Origin of the sequence: uncultured Limosilactobacillus sp. (assembly GCF_934202235.1) — a bacterium.
In the GTDB taxonomy this organism is placed as follows: domain Bacteria; phylum Bacillota; class Bacilli; order Lactobacillales; family Lactobacillaceae; genus Limosilactobacillus.
Genome location: NZ_CAKPXS010000001.1, coordinates 97646 through 113538, shown reverse-complemented (window position 1 = coordinate 113538; position 15893 = coordinate 97646). Strand labels below are relative to the sequence as shown.

Here is a 15893-nt window from a genome sequence, read left to right as displayed (position 1 = left end):
GAAAATGGATCTCAATGAAATCCGAAGATTTCATCGAGATCCATTTTTTATTAGGGACTTATGTCACAGCCCCTTTTGAATATATTGATCAGCATTCTAATCGGAATTAATAAATTTATTAAGTGTTCACTTTATTCCATAGAAAGCCGTTTCCCTAAAAAGAAATAGAGCGCACTATTAACGAGAATCACTATAGCTCCAATAATCAATGCTTCCTTTGAGAAGCTAATGATTAGATACATCGACACGATCAACGCAAGAAAAGGAATAACATAACCACTGACAACATCAAAACTTTCAAATTCATGAAGATAATTCAATCTAATTACTGACAATGCTGAAGGTACATACTGGCAAAATGAAGCTAAGACTACCAATGATACTAAAAACAAATAAGATTGAGACGTTAATAGGAAAATAATGATGTAAGTAACTATCAATGAAATAATTGGTGCACCGTGCCTATTAGACTTTCCCATCCATTTTGGTAGCATATTGTGTTCCAACGCCAATGAAGAAGGCAATTCTGCCGTATTATATGATTGTGCGAATGCCACCCCAATCATTCCAACAAGCATACAAATAATAATAACGAAATATCCCCATTTACCAACTGTCATTAAAAATGCATCAGCAACCGGGATTTTAGTATAGGCTAAGCGAGACCCAAGAATCCCAATACAAATAAACATCACAGCTGAATAAATAACCAGTAAGCTCACCATTACAGCGGTAAGTATCCTAGGAAGATTTTTCTTAGAATTTACCATTGATCTAGCAGCAACTGGCAGTAATGAAAATCCTCCGTACATATAAAACGTCACAGAGAAAGCCCGACTAAAATGACTAGAAAAACCACTAATGCTAGTTGTTGCAGCATGAGGAATGACTGGAGAAAAATGGCTAAACTTAATAAAGAAAACACCAACAATAATAAACAAAAGAACTGCAAAGATTTTTGTTGCTGAAGAAATGTTATCAAACACCTTTACTAAGCCATTTCCAAAATAATTAATTATAAAAAAGAGTAAAATTATTGTCGCAATAATCGACCACTTAATATATGTCTGACTAAAGAAGTGGTTATAACTACTGAGAGTCGTTAAAAAGGCGACGATTTCACAGGCAGTACCGCAACATCCCAAAACATAAGTGAAGATACCTACCTGAAATCCCATATATTTTCCAAAAGCATGGTAAGAGTAAATCCATGCCCCACCAGACTCCTCATAGCGACCAGCTAATTTGGCATAACAGACAACTATCAGCCCCATTGAAATCGCTGAAACTAACAGGACAACTACTCCCATTAAATTCATATCTTGATAAATAGTTTGTGGGAGTAAAAATGCACCTGATCCCATTATCGAATTAATTCCAAGCAAAAAGATTGACCAAAACGATAATTTTTTATTCATACTATCACTTGCCTCACCTTAAATAAATAACCCCATATCAGTCCTAACTGATCATGAGGTTACTAAAAATATTAGTTATTGTTCTTATGACTTTGAACCCATTGCTCTGCTTCTGTGCGCCACGATGGCTTCTGACACTTAAAAATCCAAATAGGAATAAGGAAACAGGCAACGACAATAACGGCAATGATAATAATAGATACTAAATTACTCGACATCAGAGTGGAGTAAATAACAAATAAGCAAGAAATCCACATCATCGCCGCACAAAGCCATGCTAGACCATTACCTCGCTTACCTAGCCTATTTGGTCGTGGCAGGTCTGGACGCTTCTTCCGCAATACTAAAATAGAAATACCAAAGATCGCGTAAATAAGAAAGTCAATAATACTAGTAGCGTTTGTTAACGCTAAGAACATCTGATTAACGTTTTTAATAAAAGCATAAAGAAATGCAAGTAGTGTCAAAATAATCAATTGAACCCAAATAAGATTGTCACAAACACCATATTTATTTGTCTTAAACCAACCCCACTTGGCAGGTACAGCCCCCTGTTTTGCTGCTGTAGAGACGGAGTGCTGTGGACTATTAATCCATGATGCAAGTTGCAAAATAACACCCACAACAACACAAGCACTAAAGATGTTTGCAATCCAAGTCGGGAGCCCAAGCGCCTCGCAATCTAGCAAAATTGCTTGAGCAACGTTAGATAGTTGGATTTTTCCCATCGGAATAATGTTAGAAACAAGTAACCCATTAAACATATTCAAGCACAGGATAAAGATAACAGAGATAATAACTCCGCGAGCGTAATTATGTTTAGAATCCTTTAGTTCCGGAATATAAACAGAGCTCATTTCAATTCCAGTAAATAAGAACATGATTGCGCCAACGTAACTTAACGTTTGCTTATCGGTGAAACTTGGAATCAGCTTTCCAGTAGAGAAGCTACCAAGGTAACTGTGGACGTTAATTCCAACCTTGAACATCGTCATAATTCCCAAAATCAATAACATGATTGCAGGAATATAGACACCGATATAAACACCATAGTCACCACCGATTTTTTGAATATCAAATTTAAGAGATAGTAGACTCATTCCCCAAATGGAAACTAGAATAGCACCAAACATAAACCAGTGATTGTTAGCTAATTCGGATTGACCAAAGATCTGTCCAGTTAATGGCCCCAACGTTGAAGTTACCATAATTAATCCGGGAAACATTTGAGCCCATTCCACAAAGGCAATAACAAACCCCATCTGAGCTCCTAAGCTTTCCTTAGCCCATAATTGCGGTCCACCAGCACCAGGAAATGTAGATCCAAACTCATTGATAATCCCAACAAGTGGAATAACAAAAATGAGGAGTGACAATAACAGATAAAAAATACCCGACCAACCCGTTGCTGCTAAGGTTGGAATGTTACGGACATTAGCAACAATCGCCATAGTAACACCGACGAATGTCATTAATGTGTACTTATACTTTTGTTTTGACATATAAATGTCCTCCTAAGACAATAGGATGTCTTTAGTAATTCATTTGTCCTATAATTCGTTCATTTAAATAAATGCTTCTCACAAGGATATTTTGGTAGTTAAATCAATGAACTAAAACAACATCCACAAACATGATGAGAATCATTCTGGGTAATAAGAATTAACAATTTTGAATTGAATATATTCATATCGCCGTAAAATTTCAGCGCCTTAACGTGATACTAAAAATGAAAAATTGCCTTACATGTAAAGAAGATAATCGGAATAAGAAGTGATGGAATCTGGTTAGTCGTCTTGAGATTTTTGATATTCATTAAGCTCAGACCTGAGGAAGCAACCATCAATCCACCAAGCATAGCAATTTCTGTAATTAAATCCGTTGTCAACCACGTTCTAGCAAATGTTGCAATTAAAATTAGTAAAAACTGATAAATAAAGATGATGGGGGCACAAACAATCATGCCTATACCATCAGCTGCAGATAAGATCATAACCATGACAAAATCCAACGAAGCATTGACAAAGAGAAAAGTAAAGTTGTGACTCGTAGCTGCCATAATTGACCCAACGATCGGTAATGCCCCAAAACAGGACAGGGTACATTCCGTTACAATTGAACGTGCCAACCCAGCTGACCCTTTACTAGCCAACTTATTAACTTTTCCATCCAAATTCCACCATGTACCTAAAGTAGTACCCAAGATCATGGCAATGATAAAAAGTACAGCATACTTAGACTTTGACATATAAGAAGCGAAGCTTTGAAATCCAACTGCAAGGGCAATAAAACCCAACATTCCAATTAAAATTTGCTTGTAGCGATCATTCATATGTTTACCAATAAAACTACCTAAAAGAGCTGCAATGATCACTCCACCTGCATCAGTAAACGTTCCTGTTAAAGTTATTAACATACTTTTGCCTGCCTTTATTACGCAATTAATAATTGCTAAAAAAGCTCCAGAATTAACTGGAGCTTTTTCACCTATGATGCTTTGCTCCGATTATTATCAATTAAAGAATGTCTTCATTCTCAGCGACCTCTTCAAGTTTTTTCTGAATAGCTTGTGTAATAATCTTTGCCCAGTAGCTGAATTCTTCATCGTTGTACATCCATGGTGACATGCATGAAGAACGAAGCACTTCAAGTTTTCCTAATTTATGGTATTCATCAGCACTGAGGCCTAAGCTTTCAATAAACTTAACTGGTGCATCACCATATGTATTTGTTTCAAAGCTAGTATCAGATAGTTGAATATCCATACTGTATAGCTTTCCCTTTGCGGTAGTGGTGTATTCCATAACCGCTTGAGTCAAATCATTCATTGACTTCAAGCTGTCATTGCCTTCTTCTTTGTAAATCCAATCAACCATGTTAAAGTCTGGATCATAAACAACGTGTGAAACGATTGTGTGACCCTTAACTTCAAACTTCTGACCGTCAAATAAGTCGTGAATACGACGTGCACCATAAAGAGTACGTGCAACCAGACGACCATAACCTGAAATGTTAAGTGGCAAAATCTTGTTAGCAACCCAAACAGCAGCTGCAGAACCTACCGACTTAGAACCTTCAAGAGTAAATTGACCAATTGAAGCAGGAACAGCAATTCCTTCTTGGAAGGCATATGGTGCGTAATAAGTCAGAGTATCCTTGAGACGGGTGTCCTTAATAGTCAGACCACCAGCATCGTAAGGTACGTATCCCATCTTGTGAGGGTCATCAGTAATGGAATCAGCTTCACCCATTGCCTTGTAGGCGTTGTAAACGTCCTTCTTCAAGAATTGGTTATTTTCAGTGAAGATGCCATATTCCTTGAACTTATCCTCGAGTTGATCGTATGGCATAAAGTTGCCATCTTCATCAAGATATACAGTACGACCATATCCACCGTAGGCAGCGTCAACGTGAATGTAGAAGTTTACACCCTTCTTGTTCCACTTCTTACGCATTTCCACAATCTTATCAACATGGTCAATCTGACCTTCTTCAGTAGTACCAACTACAGCAACTACCCCTAAGATAGGAATATGCTTTTCAACATTTTCAGCAATAATCTTATCTAACTTGTCCAGGTCAATTGTGTAGTGATCATTTACAGGAAGGACAACTAAGTTATCTTCACCAATGCCAGTAATGTCACAAGCTTTACGCCATGAGTAGTGCATTGTTGAGGGAACCAGCCACTTACCAAGCTTTTGGAGATTCTTACCACTACGTGCAGAACGGGCCTTAACATCGTTCTTCTTGTCTCCGGCCTTGTCAAGAAGGTCCAGCTCTTCCTTAACAGACATGTTAAGAAGTTCCCAATCACTCTTGCCTTCTACCAGTTCAGGGCAAACTTCCTTAATAGCCAATGGAATAGACGCAACATTACGTGCCATCCACAATGCACTGACGTTGGCAATTGAACCGTCGGTAGCAACATAACCCCAACCATTCTTGTCATACCCGTGCATTTCAGCTAACTGGTGACCAACTTCCTGTTCCATCAAAGTAGATGCAGGACTGCCGGCCCAAGCAACACCGTTACCATTCCAAAGCATGGCAAAGTTGTAAGCTAAAATAGCTGGCATCAAGGTTTCGTTGTCCATTTGTGACAGATAACGACCAGCAGTGTCCCAAGGAATAGAGCCATCGCGAAGCTTGCTTGACAGTTCGTTCAGTACACCTTTCATATTAACAACAGCATTGCTAAATTCTGGTGTAGCCTTTTCTTCCTCACTGATGGAATCCTTATCTTGAGCGTTGTAGTTCTTACGCCAGCCAATGTGATCATCAGTTAACTTAGTTGCTAATTCCTTAAAGAGGTCCCCGTTTTCACCATGTGGGCCAAGGAAATAGGCAGATAAGTCCATGTTCTTGTAATCTTTTTTGGTACTCATAATGTAGTAGCCTCCAATAAATGACAACAACTGAATATTAATGTTGATGTGAAATCGCTTTCCAACATCAACACTTATAATGGTATTACTTTTTTTTTTTTGTCAATCGCATAATGGCGGCTTCTATTCGCATCTAGTTATCAACTAACAAAATAATATTTATTTTTCATATTACGTTTATTCTTTTGCCCTATCAGGTTCCCTTTACGTTTATAAAATAAATTATTTGCAAAAATATGCAATTTTATTTAGCTTGACAGACAATAATTTGATGTTTTAAAGTATTGTCAATTTAAACAGTGCGCAGTAGTTTTCATGACAGAGACATTTCTATTTGCTGAGATGAAATGACAATAAACGAATTGGAGCTGTTTAATTTAACTTAATATGCATATTAAAGTGATAAGCTTAAAGCTTATAATTTAGGTGGCACCGCGGTAATTCGTCCTATTCTCAGAAATGAGAGTAGGTTTTTTATTTAGGAGGTATTATTACTATGAGTAAAGCTAAACAAGTTGTATTAACAGGAGATCGTCCTACTGGAAAGTTACATATTGGTCACTATGTGGGGTCACTTCGTAATCGAGTAAAAATGCAAGATTCTGGTAAGTACAAAATGTTTGTCATGATTGCTGACCAGCAGGCTTTGACTGATAACGCAAAAAATCCAAAAAAAATCCAAGATAGTCTTGCACAAGTGGCATTAGACTATCTTGGGGTTGGATTAGATCCTGAAAAGACAACAATCTATGTTCAATCACAAATTCCTGCTCTATCTGAACTCAATATGTACTATTTAAACTTAGTTACTGTTTCGCGACTAGAACGAAATCCAACGGTTAAATCTGAAATTCAACAAAAACATTTTGATCGGTCTATTCCGGCTGGTTTCCTAACATATCCGGTAAGCCAAGCGGCCGATATTACAGCATTTAAAGCCAATTTAATTCCCGTTGGTGATGACCAGGAACCAATGCTGGAACAAACCCGTGAAATTGTTAGATCATTCAATTCCACATATGGGAACGTCCTTGTAGAGCCTGAAGGTGTATTTCCACCAAAGGGCCAGGGACGGATTCCAGGGCTTGATGGCAACGCTAAGATGAGTAAATCATTAGGTAACACCATTTACCTTTCCGATGATGAAGATACTCTCCTGAAAAAAGTCATGTCGATTTATACTGATCCAGATCATATCCATATTGATGATCCCGGAAAAATTGAAGGAAACATTGTATTTACATATCTTGATATCTTTGATAAGGATAAAGAAAAGGTTCAAGAGCTCAAGGATCATTATCGCCACGGTGGTCTGGGTGACGTTCAAATTAAAAAGTACTTATTTAACGTTCTAAATGAAGAACTGGAACCAATTCGGAAGCGGCGTGCTAGCTATGCCAAAGATATCGCCTCTGTCTATGACATGTTAAACAAGGGTTCACAGAAGGCAAATATGATAGCTGCCCAAACATTAGCAGAAGTAAAAAGAGCGATGGGTATTAATTATTTTGACTAATAATCTTCCCAACTAACAGAAATTCCCCCAGCTGACTGCCGTCAACTGAGGGAGTTTTTCTATTAATGTTGGTTGTTACTTACTGGAATTAGAGTTCTGAGTTGTTGATCCCGCACTACCAGTTCCCGTAGCAGTCGTGGAATTGCTCAAGTAATCCGCCAGAACGTTCTTTAAGTCTTTATCCTTAATTGAAACGTTCCCCTTCTTCAGGACCTTAGCGACCACGTTGTGGAGGAAGGTGGTGTTATTCATGTTTTCTTCCACAATCTGGTCCTTCAAGTCAGCAATGTGGTCTGACTTCAGTCCCTTAGCCGGGTGGTTGATCATGTAGATTACCTGGTAACCGTTGTCCGTCTTAACTGGTTCAGTAGTGTATTCGCCAGTCTTCAGCTTAAAGGCAGCCTTCTTGTAAGCAGAATCTAACTGCGTATCAGTGTTGTCAAACGCTGGCACACGGCCACCGTTATTCTTGTTCGAAGAGTCAGTCGACTTTTCCTTCGCTAACTTCTTGAACGTCTTAAACTTGTTGCCGTTAGCATTGTTCAGCTGGTTGATGATATCTTCAGCTTCAGATTTGCTGCCGACCAAGATTTCTGCAGTTGTTACCTTCGGCTGGTACTTCTTCCACTGCTTGTTGATCTGCTTATTAGTAATGTGCGAGTAGTGGCGTACCGCTGCCTTCAGCAACAGGTTAGACTTAATCTGCTGCTTAAACGTCGAAGCAGTCAGCCCTTCCTGAGCCAGCATGCTGCTAAATGATGAACCATACAGCTTTTTGTAGCTGTTGTATTCTTTATCAACCTGCTTGCTAGTAACCTGCTTGCCGTATTGCTTTTGCAAAACCTTGTCCAGGATCATCTGCTGGAGAACTTGTTTCCCCTGGCTGGTTTGCTTCATGCTGGAATAGTATTCACTTTCGGTAACCTTACCACCACTCGTTGTCGCAACAGCCTTATTGCCACAAGCGGCCAGCGGTAGCATCAATGTCACACCGGCAAAAATAGCCAGTAGTTTCTTGTTTTTCAAAATTGACACATCCTTAAATTATTTATTGCTATCAGTTTCACCCGTCTAATATACCACAACCCGTAACTGCGAGCAGGACATCAATGGATAAATTACTTTTTGTTCACATTATCTTCATTTTCGCCAGTCAGGCCTAATTCCGCCGGCAATGGCTTATAGAAGGCGCGGTTGTCCATCGCAAATAGCCGCGGGGTAAATTCTCCTGGTTCCACCTTGGCCGTCGCGGTTTGAACCATCATGATTGAAGCGTCTAATTCGTCGAGGCGGTGTAAGATTTCTGCTTCCAACAAATGTGGTGTTACCGGTGACCCGTATTCCATCAGCCCGTGGTGGGCTAAAACCACGTGACGCAAGAGCATCATATCCCCCCGCTCACTATCAATTCCCAACGCATCACATGCCTGGGCAATTTCCCCGTCAATAATGGAGATATGGCCAATCAGGGTCCCGACCGTCGTATATTGAGTGGCGACAGGTCCCGATAACTCGACGGTTTTGCCCAAATCATGCAGGATTGCTCCGGCATAAATTAATGACCGGTCGATCCCCTCGTAAAGTCCGCAAACTGCTTTCGCCAACCTTAAAATGGAAAGGGTATGAAAGGCTAGACCGCCAGCATAGGCATGGTGATTAGTCTTCGCCGCCGGACTGACAAAAAAGTCCTGCAAGTGTTCTTTCAGCATGTGATTGACCACGCGCTGCCAATCATGGTTATGAATAGCGAGAATGTAAGGCCGCAAGTCACTTTTTAATTGCTCGGTGCTCTCTGGTGCGTGGGGAACGAACATGGCAGGATCCTGGGGTTCCCCTGGCCCTGCGACTCTGACTTCATCAATGTTGAGCTGCGGTTTATCACGGTAAGAATCCCGCTTCCCCGTTACATGAACAACGACACCAGGTTTGAACTGTTGCGCATCGTCAGCGGTACTGTCCCATAACATCCCGCCGAGCTCACCAGATTCATCAGCGAAGGTTAAACTGAGAAACGGTTTGCCTGCTTTGGTTTGCCGTTCACTGGCATCCTTGACGAGCGCAAAACAATCGACAGTTTCCCCATCTTCGTAGTCCATTAAATGTTTACTCATGGTCCTGACTCCCTTCCAGGTTGGTTACTGATAGGTCATGGGTGGCTAAGATCCGGTCGTCAGCGGTCAGATAAATAACTTGGCCGCTCTTCGCGGCCTGTTTTAACAGGTCTAAGACTCGTACTTTGCGATCATTATCAAAGTTGACAAACCCGTCATCAATTACTAGTGGGAACTGCACGGTGTCATTCATCACACTAACAAAGCCGAGCCGCAGTGCCACATACAATTGTTCAGCCGTCCCCGTTGATAGTTCGCCGACCGCAAATTGGCGCCCAGCTGGCCCGGCAACGACTAACTGGTCATTGTCAAACTGTATCGTCTGGTACCGGTCATTGGTTAAGATCGCAAAGTACTTGGTCGCTCGCTGAATAATCTGCGGATAACGGTCTGCCGAAGCCAGCGCTAATGAACTGTCAATCCACTGACTGGTTAACATCTCAGTCAGCCATTTCTTGGCTAGTGAGCGAGCCGCCTGTTCTGCATTGGCCAGTTCCTGTTCGAGCCGCGTAACGGACCAATCCTCGACCAGGCTCTTAAGTTGGACCTTAATTTCTTCGGCCTGCCGGGTTAGTTGTTGTTGGTGGTCCAGTAAGGAATTAACTTCTTGTGTCGACGCACCCACTTGGGCTACTAAATCATCCTTGCCAGCGTACTGGCTGAGCTGTTCTCTCATGGCTGGCGTCAGCTGCACTTCGGCTGCCGACTTCGTTGCTGCTTCATTTTGTGCTGCTGTCCGTTGCTCAAGATATTGCTGGAATTCTGCCTGATTATGAGCGCCTACCCGTTGGTAAAAAGCGGTGAGGTCAGCCCGCTGCTTAGCCAGTTGTTGGCGGCGCTCACTCAGGAGTCGCTGCTGTTCATCTTGGCGACGGTTCAGCTCATCTTGCCGCTGGGCCTGTTGCTGACAAGTACGAAGGTAGTTGAGCGTCTGGTTCCAAAAAGCAGTTACATTATCGGCGTTGATATTGGTAAAAGCTGCTTGCCATTGCTGATACGCAGCACCTAACTGATCACCGGCTTGGTCAAATTCGTGGAGTGTTTGCTGGGCAGCCGCCGCCTTTTCCAAGTCCGCCTGCATACTTAACCACTGGTCCTGGTCAAAAGCTGCCAAGCCATGCTGTTGGCCAAAGTCAGCCAATGCTTGATGGCGTTGCTGGCTTTCCCGCTCAGTCTGCCGTTGCCAGTCACTCACCTTTTGCTGTTGCTGGTAGGCGAGAACCACACCAATGAGCAGGACAATAATACCGATGATGTCCAACAAGGCTGACTTCATCACCAGTCCTAACAAGAGTGCCGCGCCACCACTTAACGCCACGCTAATTGCCGCTGACCAGCGCTGAGAAGGCTTATCCTGCCGGCTAGCTGGCTGGAGCAGTGCCACCAGTTGGCTGCGTTGGTCAACGGTTAACGGAGCAGGCAGGTCATCTTTTCCTAGTCGCTTCTGCACATCAGTTAACGTTTGCTGCGCCTTGTCGGCAGCTGGCCGTTGTTGTTCGTGGGCTAGCTGCTCCAGTTGAAGACTTCGTAACTTAGCTGTGGGGTCATTAGCTCCCTGCCACTTTTGCCGGTAAAGGTTCAGACCATCACTACTGAGATCAGCAACTTGTTGTTTTGTTGCGGCAGCGGCTTCCTCAACGCTTTTCACCTGACGTTCTATTTCCGGCAACGAAGCCTGTAATTGTTGTACCCGCGTCAAGTCACTAGCCGATAACTGCTCAAGAGCACCATGCCGGTTTTGGATCCCCTGCCATTCTTCAAATACCGGCCATAACTGTTGTTGACGCTTGAGCTGCTCAAGCTGGTGGCGAGCAGCTGTTAGCTGCTGGTCAACTTGCCCTGCCTGGTGCCTAATGGTTGCTTGCTGGTGCACTAACTGACGGTAATCGGTCGTTTTTTCCTGGGCCGTCGTCAACCGCTGCTGTAAGTCCTTCACTTTGGTCAGGGCCTGGTTTAGCTCAGGTTTGCGTCCCCGGGCCTTATAAAGGTCGCGAGACTGCTTTTGTAAGTCGGCCTTCACCGCTTGCCAGTGCGCACTACCGACCGCACCAACCCGCTGGAGGTCCTGACGTAACTCCTCATCACTAAGGTCGTCAATCCGTGAGAGTTCCCCCTGGCCAAACACAAAGATGTCCTCGACTAGCTGGCGATTGAGAGGGCCACACAGTTTTTCAATCGTCATCGTGGTCCTGCTACCATCTTCGTGACTAATAGTCACCTGGCCGCCCTGACGACGTCCCGAACGGTGAACCCAGTAGCGCTGCCCATCTTGCTCCACCAGCAAGCTGCCACCGTAAGCTGCGGTCGCCTTGGGAACGTACTGCTTGTACTTGTTTTTGCCCTGGGCATTCTTAAACCCAAAGAGAACCCCCTTGATAAACTCGACCAAGGTGGACTTGCCCGCTTCATTAGGACCAAAGAAGACTTGCAGTGACGAATCCAATTGAATGTCAGCATTGATCCAGCGACCAAAACCGTCAATTTTAATTTGCAGAATCTTCATCGCTGACCCCTTTCTGCCCTAACAATTGTTCGGCTTGCCCCTGTAATTCGTTCACCATTTGCTGATCCACCTGGTCAGCTAAGAAGTGGTAACGTTGCAGCTTGCTGTCGGTCATTAATTGCTTGACCGTCTCCTCAGTAAAGACCATTGATGCCGCTTGTTGCCAGTACTGAAGATCACTTTTGTCAATTGTCGGCAGCTCAGTTTGTTGCTTAACTGTTAGGTCCATCACCCACCAGGAAATAGGCTGCTGGTCCTGACTGTCGTGCTGAAGGTAATCCAGTAGCCGGTCCACATCAACTTTCAGCTGCTGACGTGGTGTAATTACTAACCGGATAATCGTCAGCCGGTCAGAGGACTGCTGGTTCAGCTGCTTAACTATCGCTGACCGCACCGCTGTTAGGGTCTTACAATCAGCTGGCAAGTCCACTATCACCGTTTGCCAAGTAATCGTCGCGACCGGATGGAAATGCGGCACCAGTCGACCATTTTCTTCTTCCACTAAGTAGCAACCGTGTTCACCATCTTCGTTAATATGACGGCCCTGCGGATCCCCACAGTAGACAACGGGCGGCTGCTGATTAATGATACCGTGCTTGTGAATATGGCCTAGTGCCCAGTAATCATAGTTTTTGGCTAGCAACTCTTCTACATCAAAGGGCGCGTAATGGTTGTCAGTCCCCTGGTTAATTGCTCCGTGAAGGAGGCCAATATGAAAATCAGCATTGACCCGTGACGGGTAAGTTGCCGCGAGGTCTTTTTCCAGCCACCGACTCCCGTAGCTAAAACCGGTCAGGGCAACCTGCCGGTGATCGGCTAACTGCAAGCACTTTGTTTCGACCTGATTAGCAAAGACGTGAACATTCTCCGGCAACATTAACGGATCGGCGGCAACATCCTGGTAGTCATGGTTGCCATAGCTCAAATAAACCGGAATACGGTGCTGGTTAAGGCGTTGACACTGTTTAACAAAAAAGTCTTCAGCAGCAACTCCGTGATGCTCCCGGTCAAAAATATCACCAACCACCACGACAAAATCCACTTGCTGGTCAATTGCCAAGTCGACGATCTTCTGCCAGGCGAAGAAGGTCGACTGGTGAACCTGGTCCCATAATTGCTCAGGAAAACTATCCGAGAGGCCCCTGAAGGGACTATCCAGGTGAAGGTCTCCGGTATGAATAAACTTCATTTTCTGCTCCTTACAAAAAAGATGAGACCATTGCCATTCATGGCCAGTAGTCTCATCTTCTCTATTATGTGAAATCCTACTTGTTTTCAGTATCAGTCGACTTTGGCATTGCTGAATTGTAGAGGTCACGAATTGGTTCCGTGATGATTTGGTTCAGCTTTTGCATCATCTGGTCCAGTCCCCGTTCCTGGTTAAGCAGGTTCTGAACAGCCGGCTTGGTGCTGACTTCCTTGGCTAAGCTCTGGATTTCAGTAATTTCATCCTTCGTTAACTGTTGGCCAGAACGTTCCTTTTTTTCAGCAGCGGCCTGCTTGGCTTGGAACTTCGTGAACAGCAATGATGCATCAGCATCCTTCTGCAGGTCATCAAAGGCCTTCTTTAATGCCTGGAACTCTTGCGTCTCCCGCATTTGCCGTTCCATTTCGTTTGCAGTGTCGTAAATATTGACAACCATAGTGGTTAATTCCTCCTCAAAATAAGTCTCTTTTATTATACCAAAAAGTGATCTGATCCCAAAACTAAGTTCACCAATCCTAGAAAAGTCCCCGGATATCCTGGATAAATTGGCCAACCTTCTGGCCAATTTGGTTACCCGAATCCTTGGCCTTGTTCCACCAATCACCCAATGAACCAGACTTGTTATTAGACCAACTGCCATTAGCCCGCGACTGGGCATCCTTCACGTTAAACTTGGTCCCCGCGGTGGCAGGCAAAATTCCCGCCATTTCCGACTTGAAGATCACGTTAATATTTTTTTCGGTAATGTCGTCTAGCTGGTGGTTTTCGTTGGTATCATCATAGCCTTCCCAGGTTGCCACCACCACGTCGGGGGTGTAACCAACAATCCACTTATCACGGTCACCAGTTCCAAAGCCGTGAACGCCGGAATTCGTCGTCCCGGTTTTCCCGGCCAGCTGATAACCACTTGGTTCGGCATACTTCCCGGTTCCGACCTTAAAGACGTCTAACATCATACTGGTCATTTCGCGAGCCACCTTGGCACTCGTTACTCGTTTACTCCGCGGTTTAGGTGCTCGTTTAATCACCTTTCCGGAAGCATCCTCAATTTTAACAATGTAGTGCGGCGAACTCATCCGGCCATCATTGGCAAAAACGGTATAGGCTCGTGCCATCTGCTGCGGCGAGACCCCGTGGGTCATCCCCCCGAGAGCGAGCGCCAGGTTTTGATCCTTCTTGGTAACTGGTAAGCCAAACTTCTGAGCACTCTTGTAGCCGCTTTGAACGCCAATCTTGTTCAGCAACCAAACGGCTGGCGCGTTCAGACTTTCGTAGAGCGCCTTATACATCGGCACCGTCCCACTGTAGGTATCATCATAGTTTTTTGGGGTATAGTGATTAGTCCCGTATGACTTCTTTTTATCTTGCAGGGTCGAGTCGTAGTAATAACCCTTTTCTAGTGCCGGCGTATAAACCACTAGGGGTTTAATTGTCGAGCCTGGTTGACGCCGAATTTGGGTTGCCCGGTTATAGCCCCGGAAAACGTGAGTTCCGCGGCCACCAACAATGGCCGTGACCCCGCCAGTCTTCGGGTTAATGGCGACCGACGCTGACTGAACCATTTTGCCATCAGCAGAATTTGACGGGAAGTTGTCATCATTGTCAAACGACCGCTGCATTGCGCGCTGTTGTCCCTGGTCCAGGGTAGTGTAAATCTTGTAACCATTATTCATCACTTCTTTTTCCGATAGGTGGTACTGGCTGGCTGCCTCGCTAATAACCGCATCAAAGAAGTATGGGTAACGGTAGCTGTCGTTGCCGTGGTAGCCATTTTTAACCGTTAATGGGACCTGCTTGGCACTGTCCGCCTCTTCCTGGGTCAGTTTATGATTTTCAACCATCAACTGGAGGACGAGGTTGCGCCGGGTCTTCGTGTGTTCCGGATGCTCCACGGGATCGTAAATCCCGGGTGAAGTGAGCATTCCCGCTAGCGTCGCCCCTTCAGCAACAGTCAGATCAGCCGCGTCGGTGTCAAAGTACCGCTTGGCGGCATCCTGGACTCCCCAGACACCGTGACCAAAGTAGGCGTTATTCAAATACATCGTCAAAATCTGGTTCTTCGAGTATTGGTTTTCCACTTCCACGGAGATAAAAATTTCCTTCGCTTTACGAGAAAAAGTCTGTTCTTGCGTCAGAAAGGCGTTTTTGACTAGCTGCTGGGTCAGTGTACTACCACCGCCAGAAATATAATCGCGGTGCAGGAGTTTGTTTTTCACTAGCAGGAAGACTGCCCGACCGATCCCCTTCACACTAAAACCGTGTTCGTGGTAAAAATCACGGTCTTCTGTGGAGATCACTGCTTTTTGGACGTTGGGAGAAATCTTGCTAAGCGGGACGTAACTCCCCTTTTGTGAATAAAGACTCCCTGCTGAACTGCCACTGCGGTCATAAATCTGAGTTGGTCGTTCAAGCCGGGCCTCCAAATTTTTTACTCCGGCTGTCTTCGCCACAAAGGTCAGGTAGCCACTAGCCAGGAGAAAGAAAAAAAGGACAATCGCAATTAGCCAGCGAGTTAACTGGAAACGATGCCAAAAATGTTTAAAGTTTTTCTTTGCCTGCACCCAGAAACGTTGTGACCATTTCCGAATACGGGTCTTCAATTGCTGAATTTTTGATGGCTGTGGATCCATATCACTCGTCGTCCTTCTCTCAAATGTTAGGGCCTATTTTACCACAAACATTTTTATCAATTTAGCCTGTGCCCACTTAATATTTTTTAAAATTCACTGCCACTAGTGCCGGTCAATGAA

General features: G+C 44.1%; 11 protein-coding genes. 1 reads left to right on the top strand and 10 read right to left on the bottom strand.

Features of this window, described 5'->3' with window-relative positions:
* Window positions 1–131 precede the first annotated feature (131 nt).
* The 4 genes from Q0E49_RS00715 to Q0E49_RS00700 form a co-directional block, all read right to left on the bottom strand.
* A complete protein-coding gene (locus Q0E49_RS00715) occupies window positions 132–1418 on the bottom strand; it encodes an amino acid permease (protein ID WP_295745506.1) in 1287 nt (428 codons plus the stop codon).
* Between the two features lie 71 nt (window positions 1419–1489).
* Entirely contained in the window at window positions 1490–2920 is a 1431-nt protein-coding gene (locus Q0E49_RS00710; protein WP_295745504.1) for an amino acid permease, read from the bottom strand.
* A 221-nt stretch (window positions 2921–3141) separates the two neighbouring features.
* On the bottom strand, window positions 3142–3834 hold the full coding sequence (locus Q0E49_RS00705) for a DUF554 domain-containing protein (RefSeq protein WP_295745502.1): 693 nt from the start codon (window positions 3832–3834) through the stop codon (window positions 3142–3144).
* 100 nt (window positions 3835–3934) lie between these two features.
* A complete protein-coding gene (locus tag Q0E49_RS00700; RefSeq protein ID WP_295745500.1) occupies window positions 3935–5806 on the bottom strand; it encodes a pyridoxal-dependent decarboxylase in 1872 nt (623 codons plus the stop codon).
* 496 nt (window positions 5807–6302) lie between these two features.
* Here Q0E49_RS00700 and trpS point away from each other — a divergent pair, with 496 nt between their 5' ends.
* Window positions 6303–7322, top strand: a complete 1020-nt coding sequence (trpS, locus tag Q0E49_RS00695) for a tryptophan--tRNA ligase (RefSeq protein ID WP_295745498.1) — start codon at window positions 6303–6305, stop codon at window positions 7320–7322.
* A gap of 75 nt (window positions 7323–7397) precedes the next feature.
* Here the strand turns inward: trpS and Q0E49_RS00690 are convergent, their stop codons facing one another.
* From Q0E49_RS00690 to Q0E49_RS00665, 6 genes are all read right to left on the bottom strand, one after another.
* Entirely contained in the window at window positions 7398–8348 is a 951-nt protein-coding gene (locus Q0E49_RS00690) for a peptidylprolyl isomerase PrsA (RefSeq protein ID WP_295745497.1), read from the bottom strand.
* Between the two features lie 92 nt (window positions 8349–8440).
* Window positions 8441–9433: an HD domain-containing protein gene (locus tag Q0E49_RS00685; RefSeq protein WP_295745495.1), complete on the bottom strand. Its 993-nt coding sequence runs from the start codon at window positions 9431–9433 to the stop codon at window positions 8441–8443.
* Window positions 9426–11936: an AAA family ATPase gene (locus Q0E49_RS00680; RefSeq protein ID WP_295745493.1), complete on the bottom strand. Its 2511-nt coding sequence runs from the start codon at window positions 11934–11936 to the stop codon at window positions 9426–9428. Before Q0E49_RS00680 ends, Q0E49_RS00685 begins: the two co-directional genes overlap by 8 nt.
* Window positions 11917–13125 (bottom strand): DNA repair exonuclease, encoded by a 1209-nt coding sequence (locus Q0E49_RS00675; RefSeq protein ID WP_295745491.1) that lies wholly within the window; start codon window positions 13123–13125, stop codon window positions 11917–11919. The genes Q0E49_RS00680 and Q0E49_RS00675 overlap by 20 nt, the downstream gene beginning before the upstream one ends.
* 76 nt (window positions 13126–13201) lie before the next feature.
* Window positions 13202–13579, bottom strand: a complete 378-nt coding sequence (locus Q0E49_RS00670) for a YlbF family regulator (protein ID WP_295745488.1) — start codon at window positions 13577–13579, stop codon at window positions 13202–13204.
* 79 nt (window positions 13580–13658) lie between these two features.
* A complete protein-coding gene (locus Q0E49_RS00665; protein ID WP_295745487.1) occupies window positions 13659–15773 on the bottom strand; it encodes a PBP1A family penicillin-binding protein in 2115 nt (704 codons plus the stop codon).
* Window positions 15774–15893 lie beyond the last annotated feature (120 nt).

Bases quoted from the DNA above. Each gene is read 5' to 3' on its own strand.
- Q0E49_RS00715 (WP_295745506.1), bottom strand. From the start codon at position 1,418: ATGAATAAAAAATTATCGTTTTGGTCAATCTTTTTGCTTGGAATTAAT.
- Q0E49_RS00710 (WP_295745504.1), bottom strand. From the start codon at position 2,920: ATGTCAAAACAAAAGTATAAGTACACATTAATGACATTCGTCGGTGTT.
- Q0E49_RS00705 (WP_295745502.1), bottom strand. From the start codon at position 3,834: ATGTTAATAACTTTAACAGGAACGTTTACTGATGCAGGTGGAGTGATC.
- Q0E49_RS00700 (WP_295745500.1), bottom strand. From the start codon at position 5,806: ATGAGTACCAAAAAAGATTACAAGAACATGGACTTATCTGCCTATTTC.
- trpS (WP_295745498.1), top strand. From the start codon at position 6,303: ATGAGTAAAGCTAAACAAGTTGTATTAACAGGAGATCGTCCTACTGGA.
- Q0E49_RS00685 (WP_295745495.1), bottom strand. From the start codon at position 9,433: ATGAGTAAACATTTAATGGACTACGAAGATGGGGAAACTGTCGATTGT.
- Q0E49_RS00680 (WP_295745493.1), bottom strand. From the start codon at position 11,936: ATGAAGATTCTGCAAATTAAAATTGACGGTTTTGGTCGCTGGATCAAT.
- Q0E49_RS00675 (WP_295745491.1), bottom strand. From the start codon at position 13,125: ATGAAGTTTATTCATACCGGAGACCTTCACCTGGATAGTCCCTTCAGG.
- Q0E49_RS00670 (WP_295745488.1), bottom strand. From the start codon at position 13,579: ATGGTTGTCAATATTTACGACACTGCAAACGAAATGGAACGGCAAATG.
- Q0E49_RS00665 (WP_295745487.1), bottom strand. From the start codon at position 15,773: ATGGATCCACAGCCATCAAAAATTCAGCAATTGAAGACCCGTATTCGG.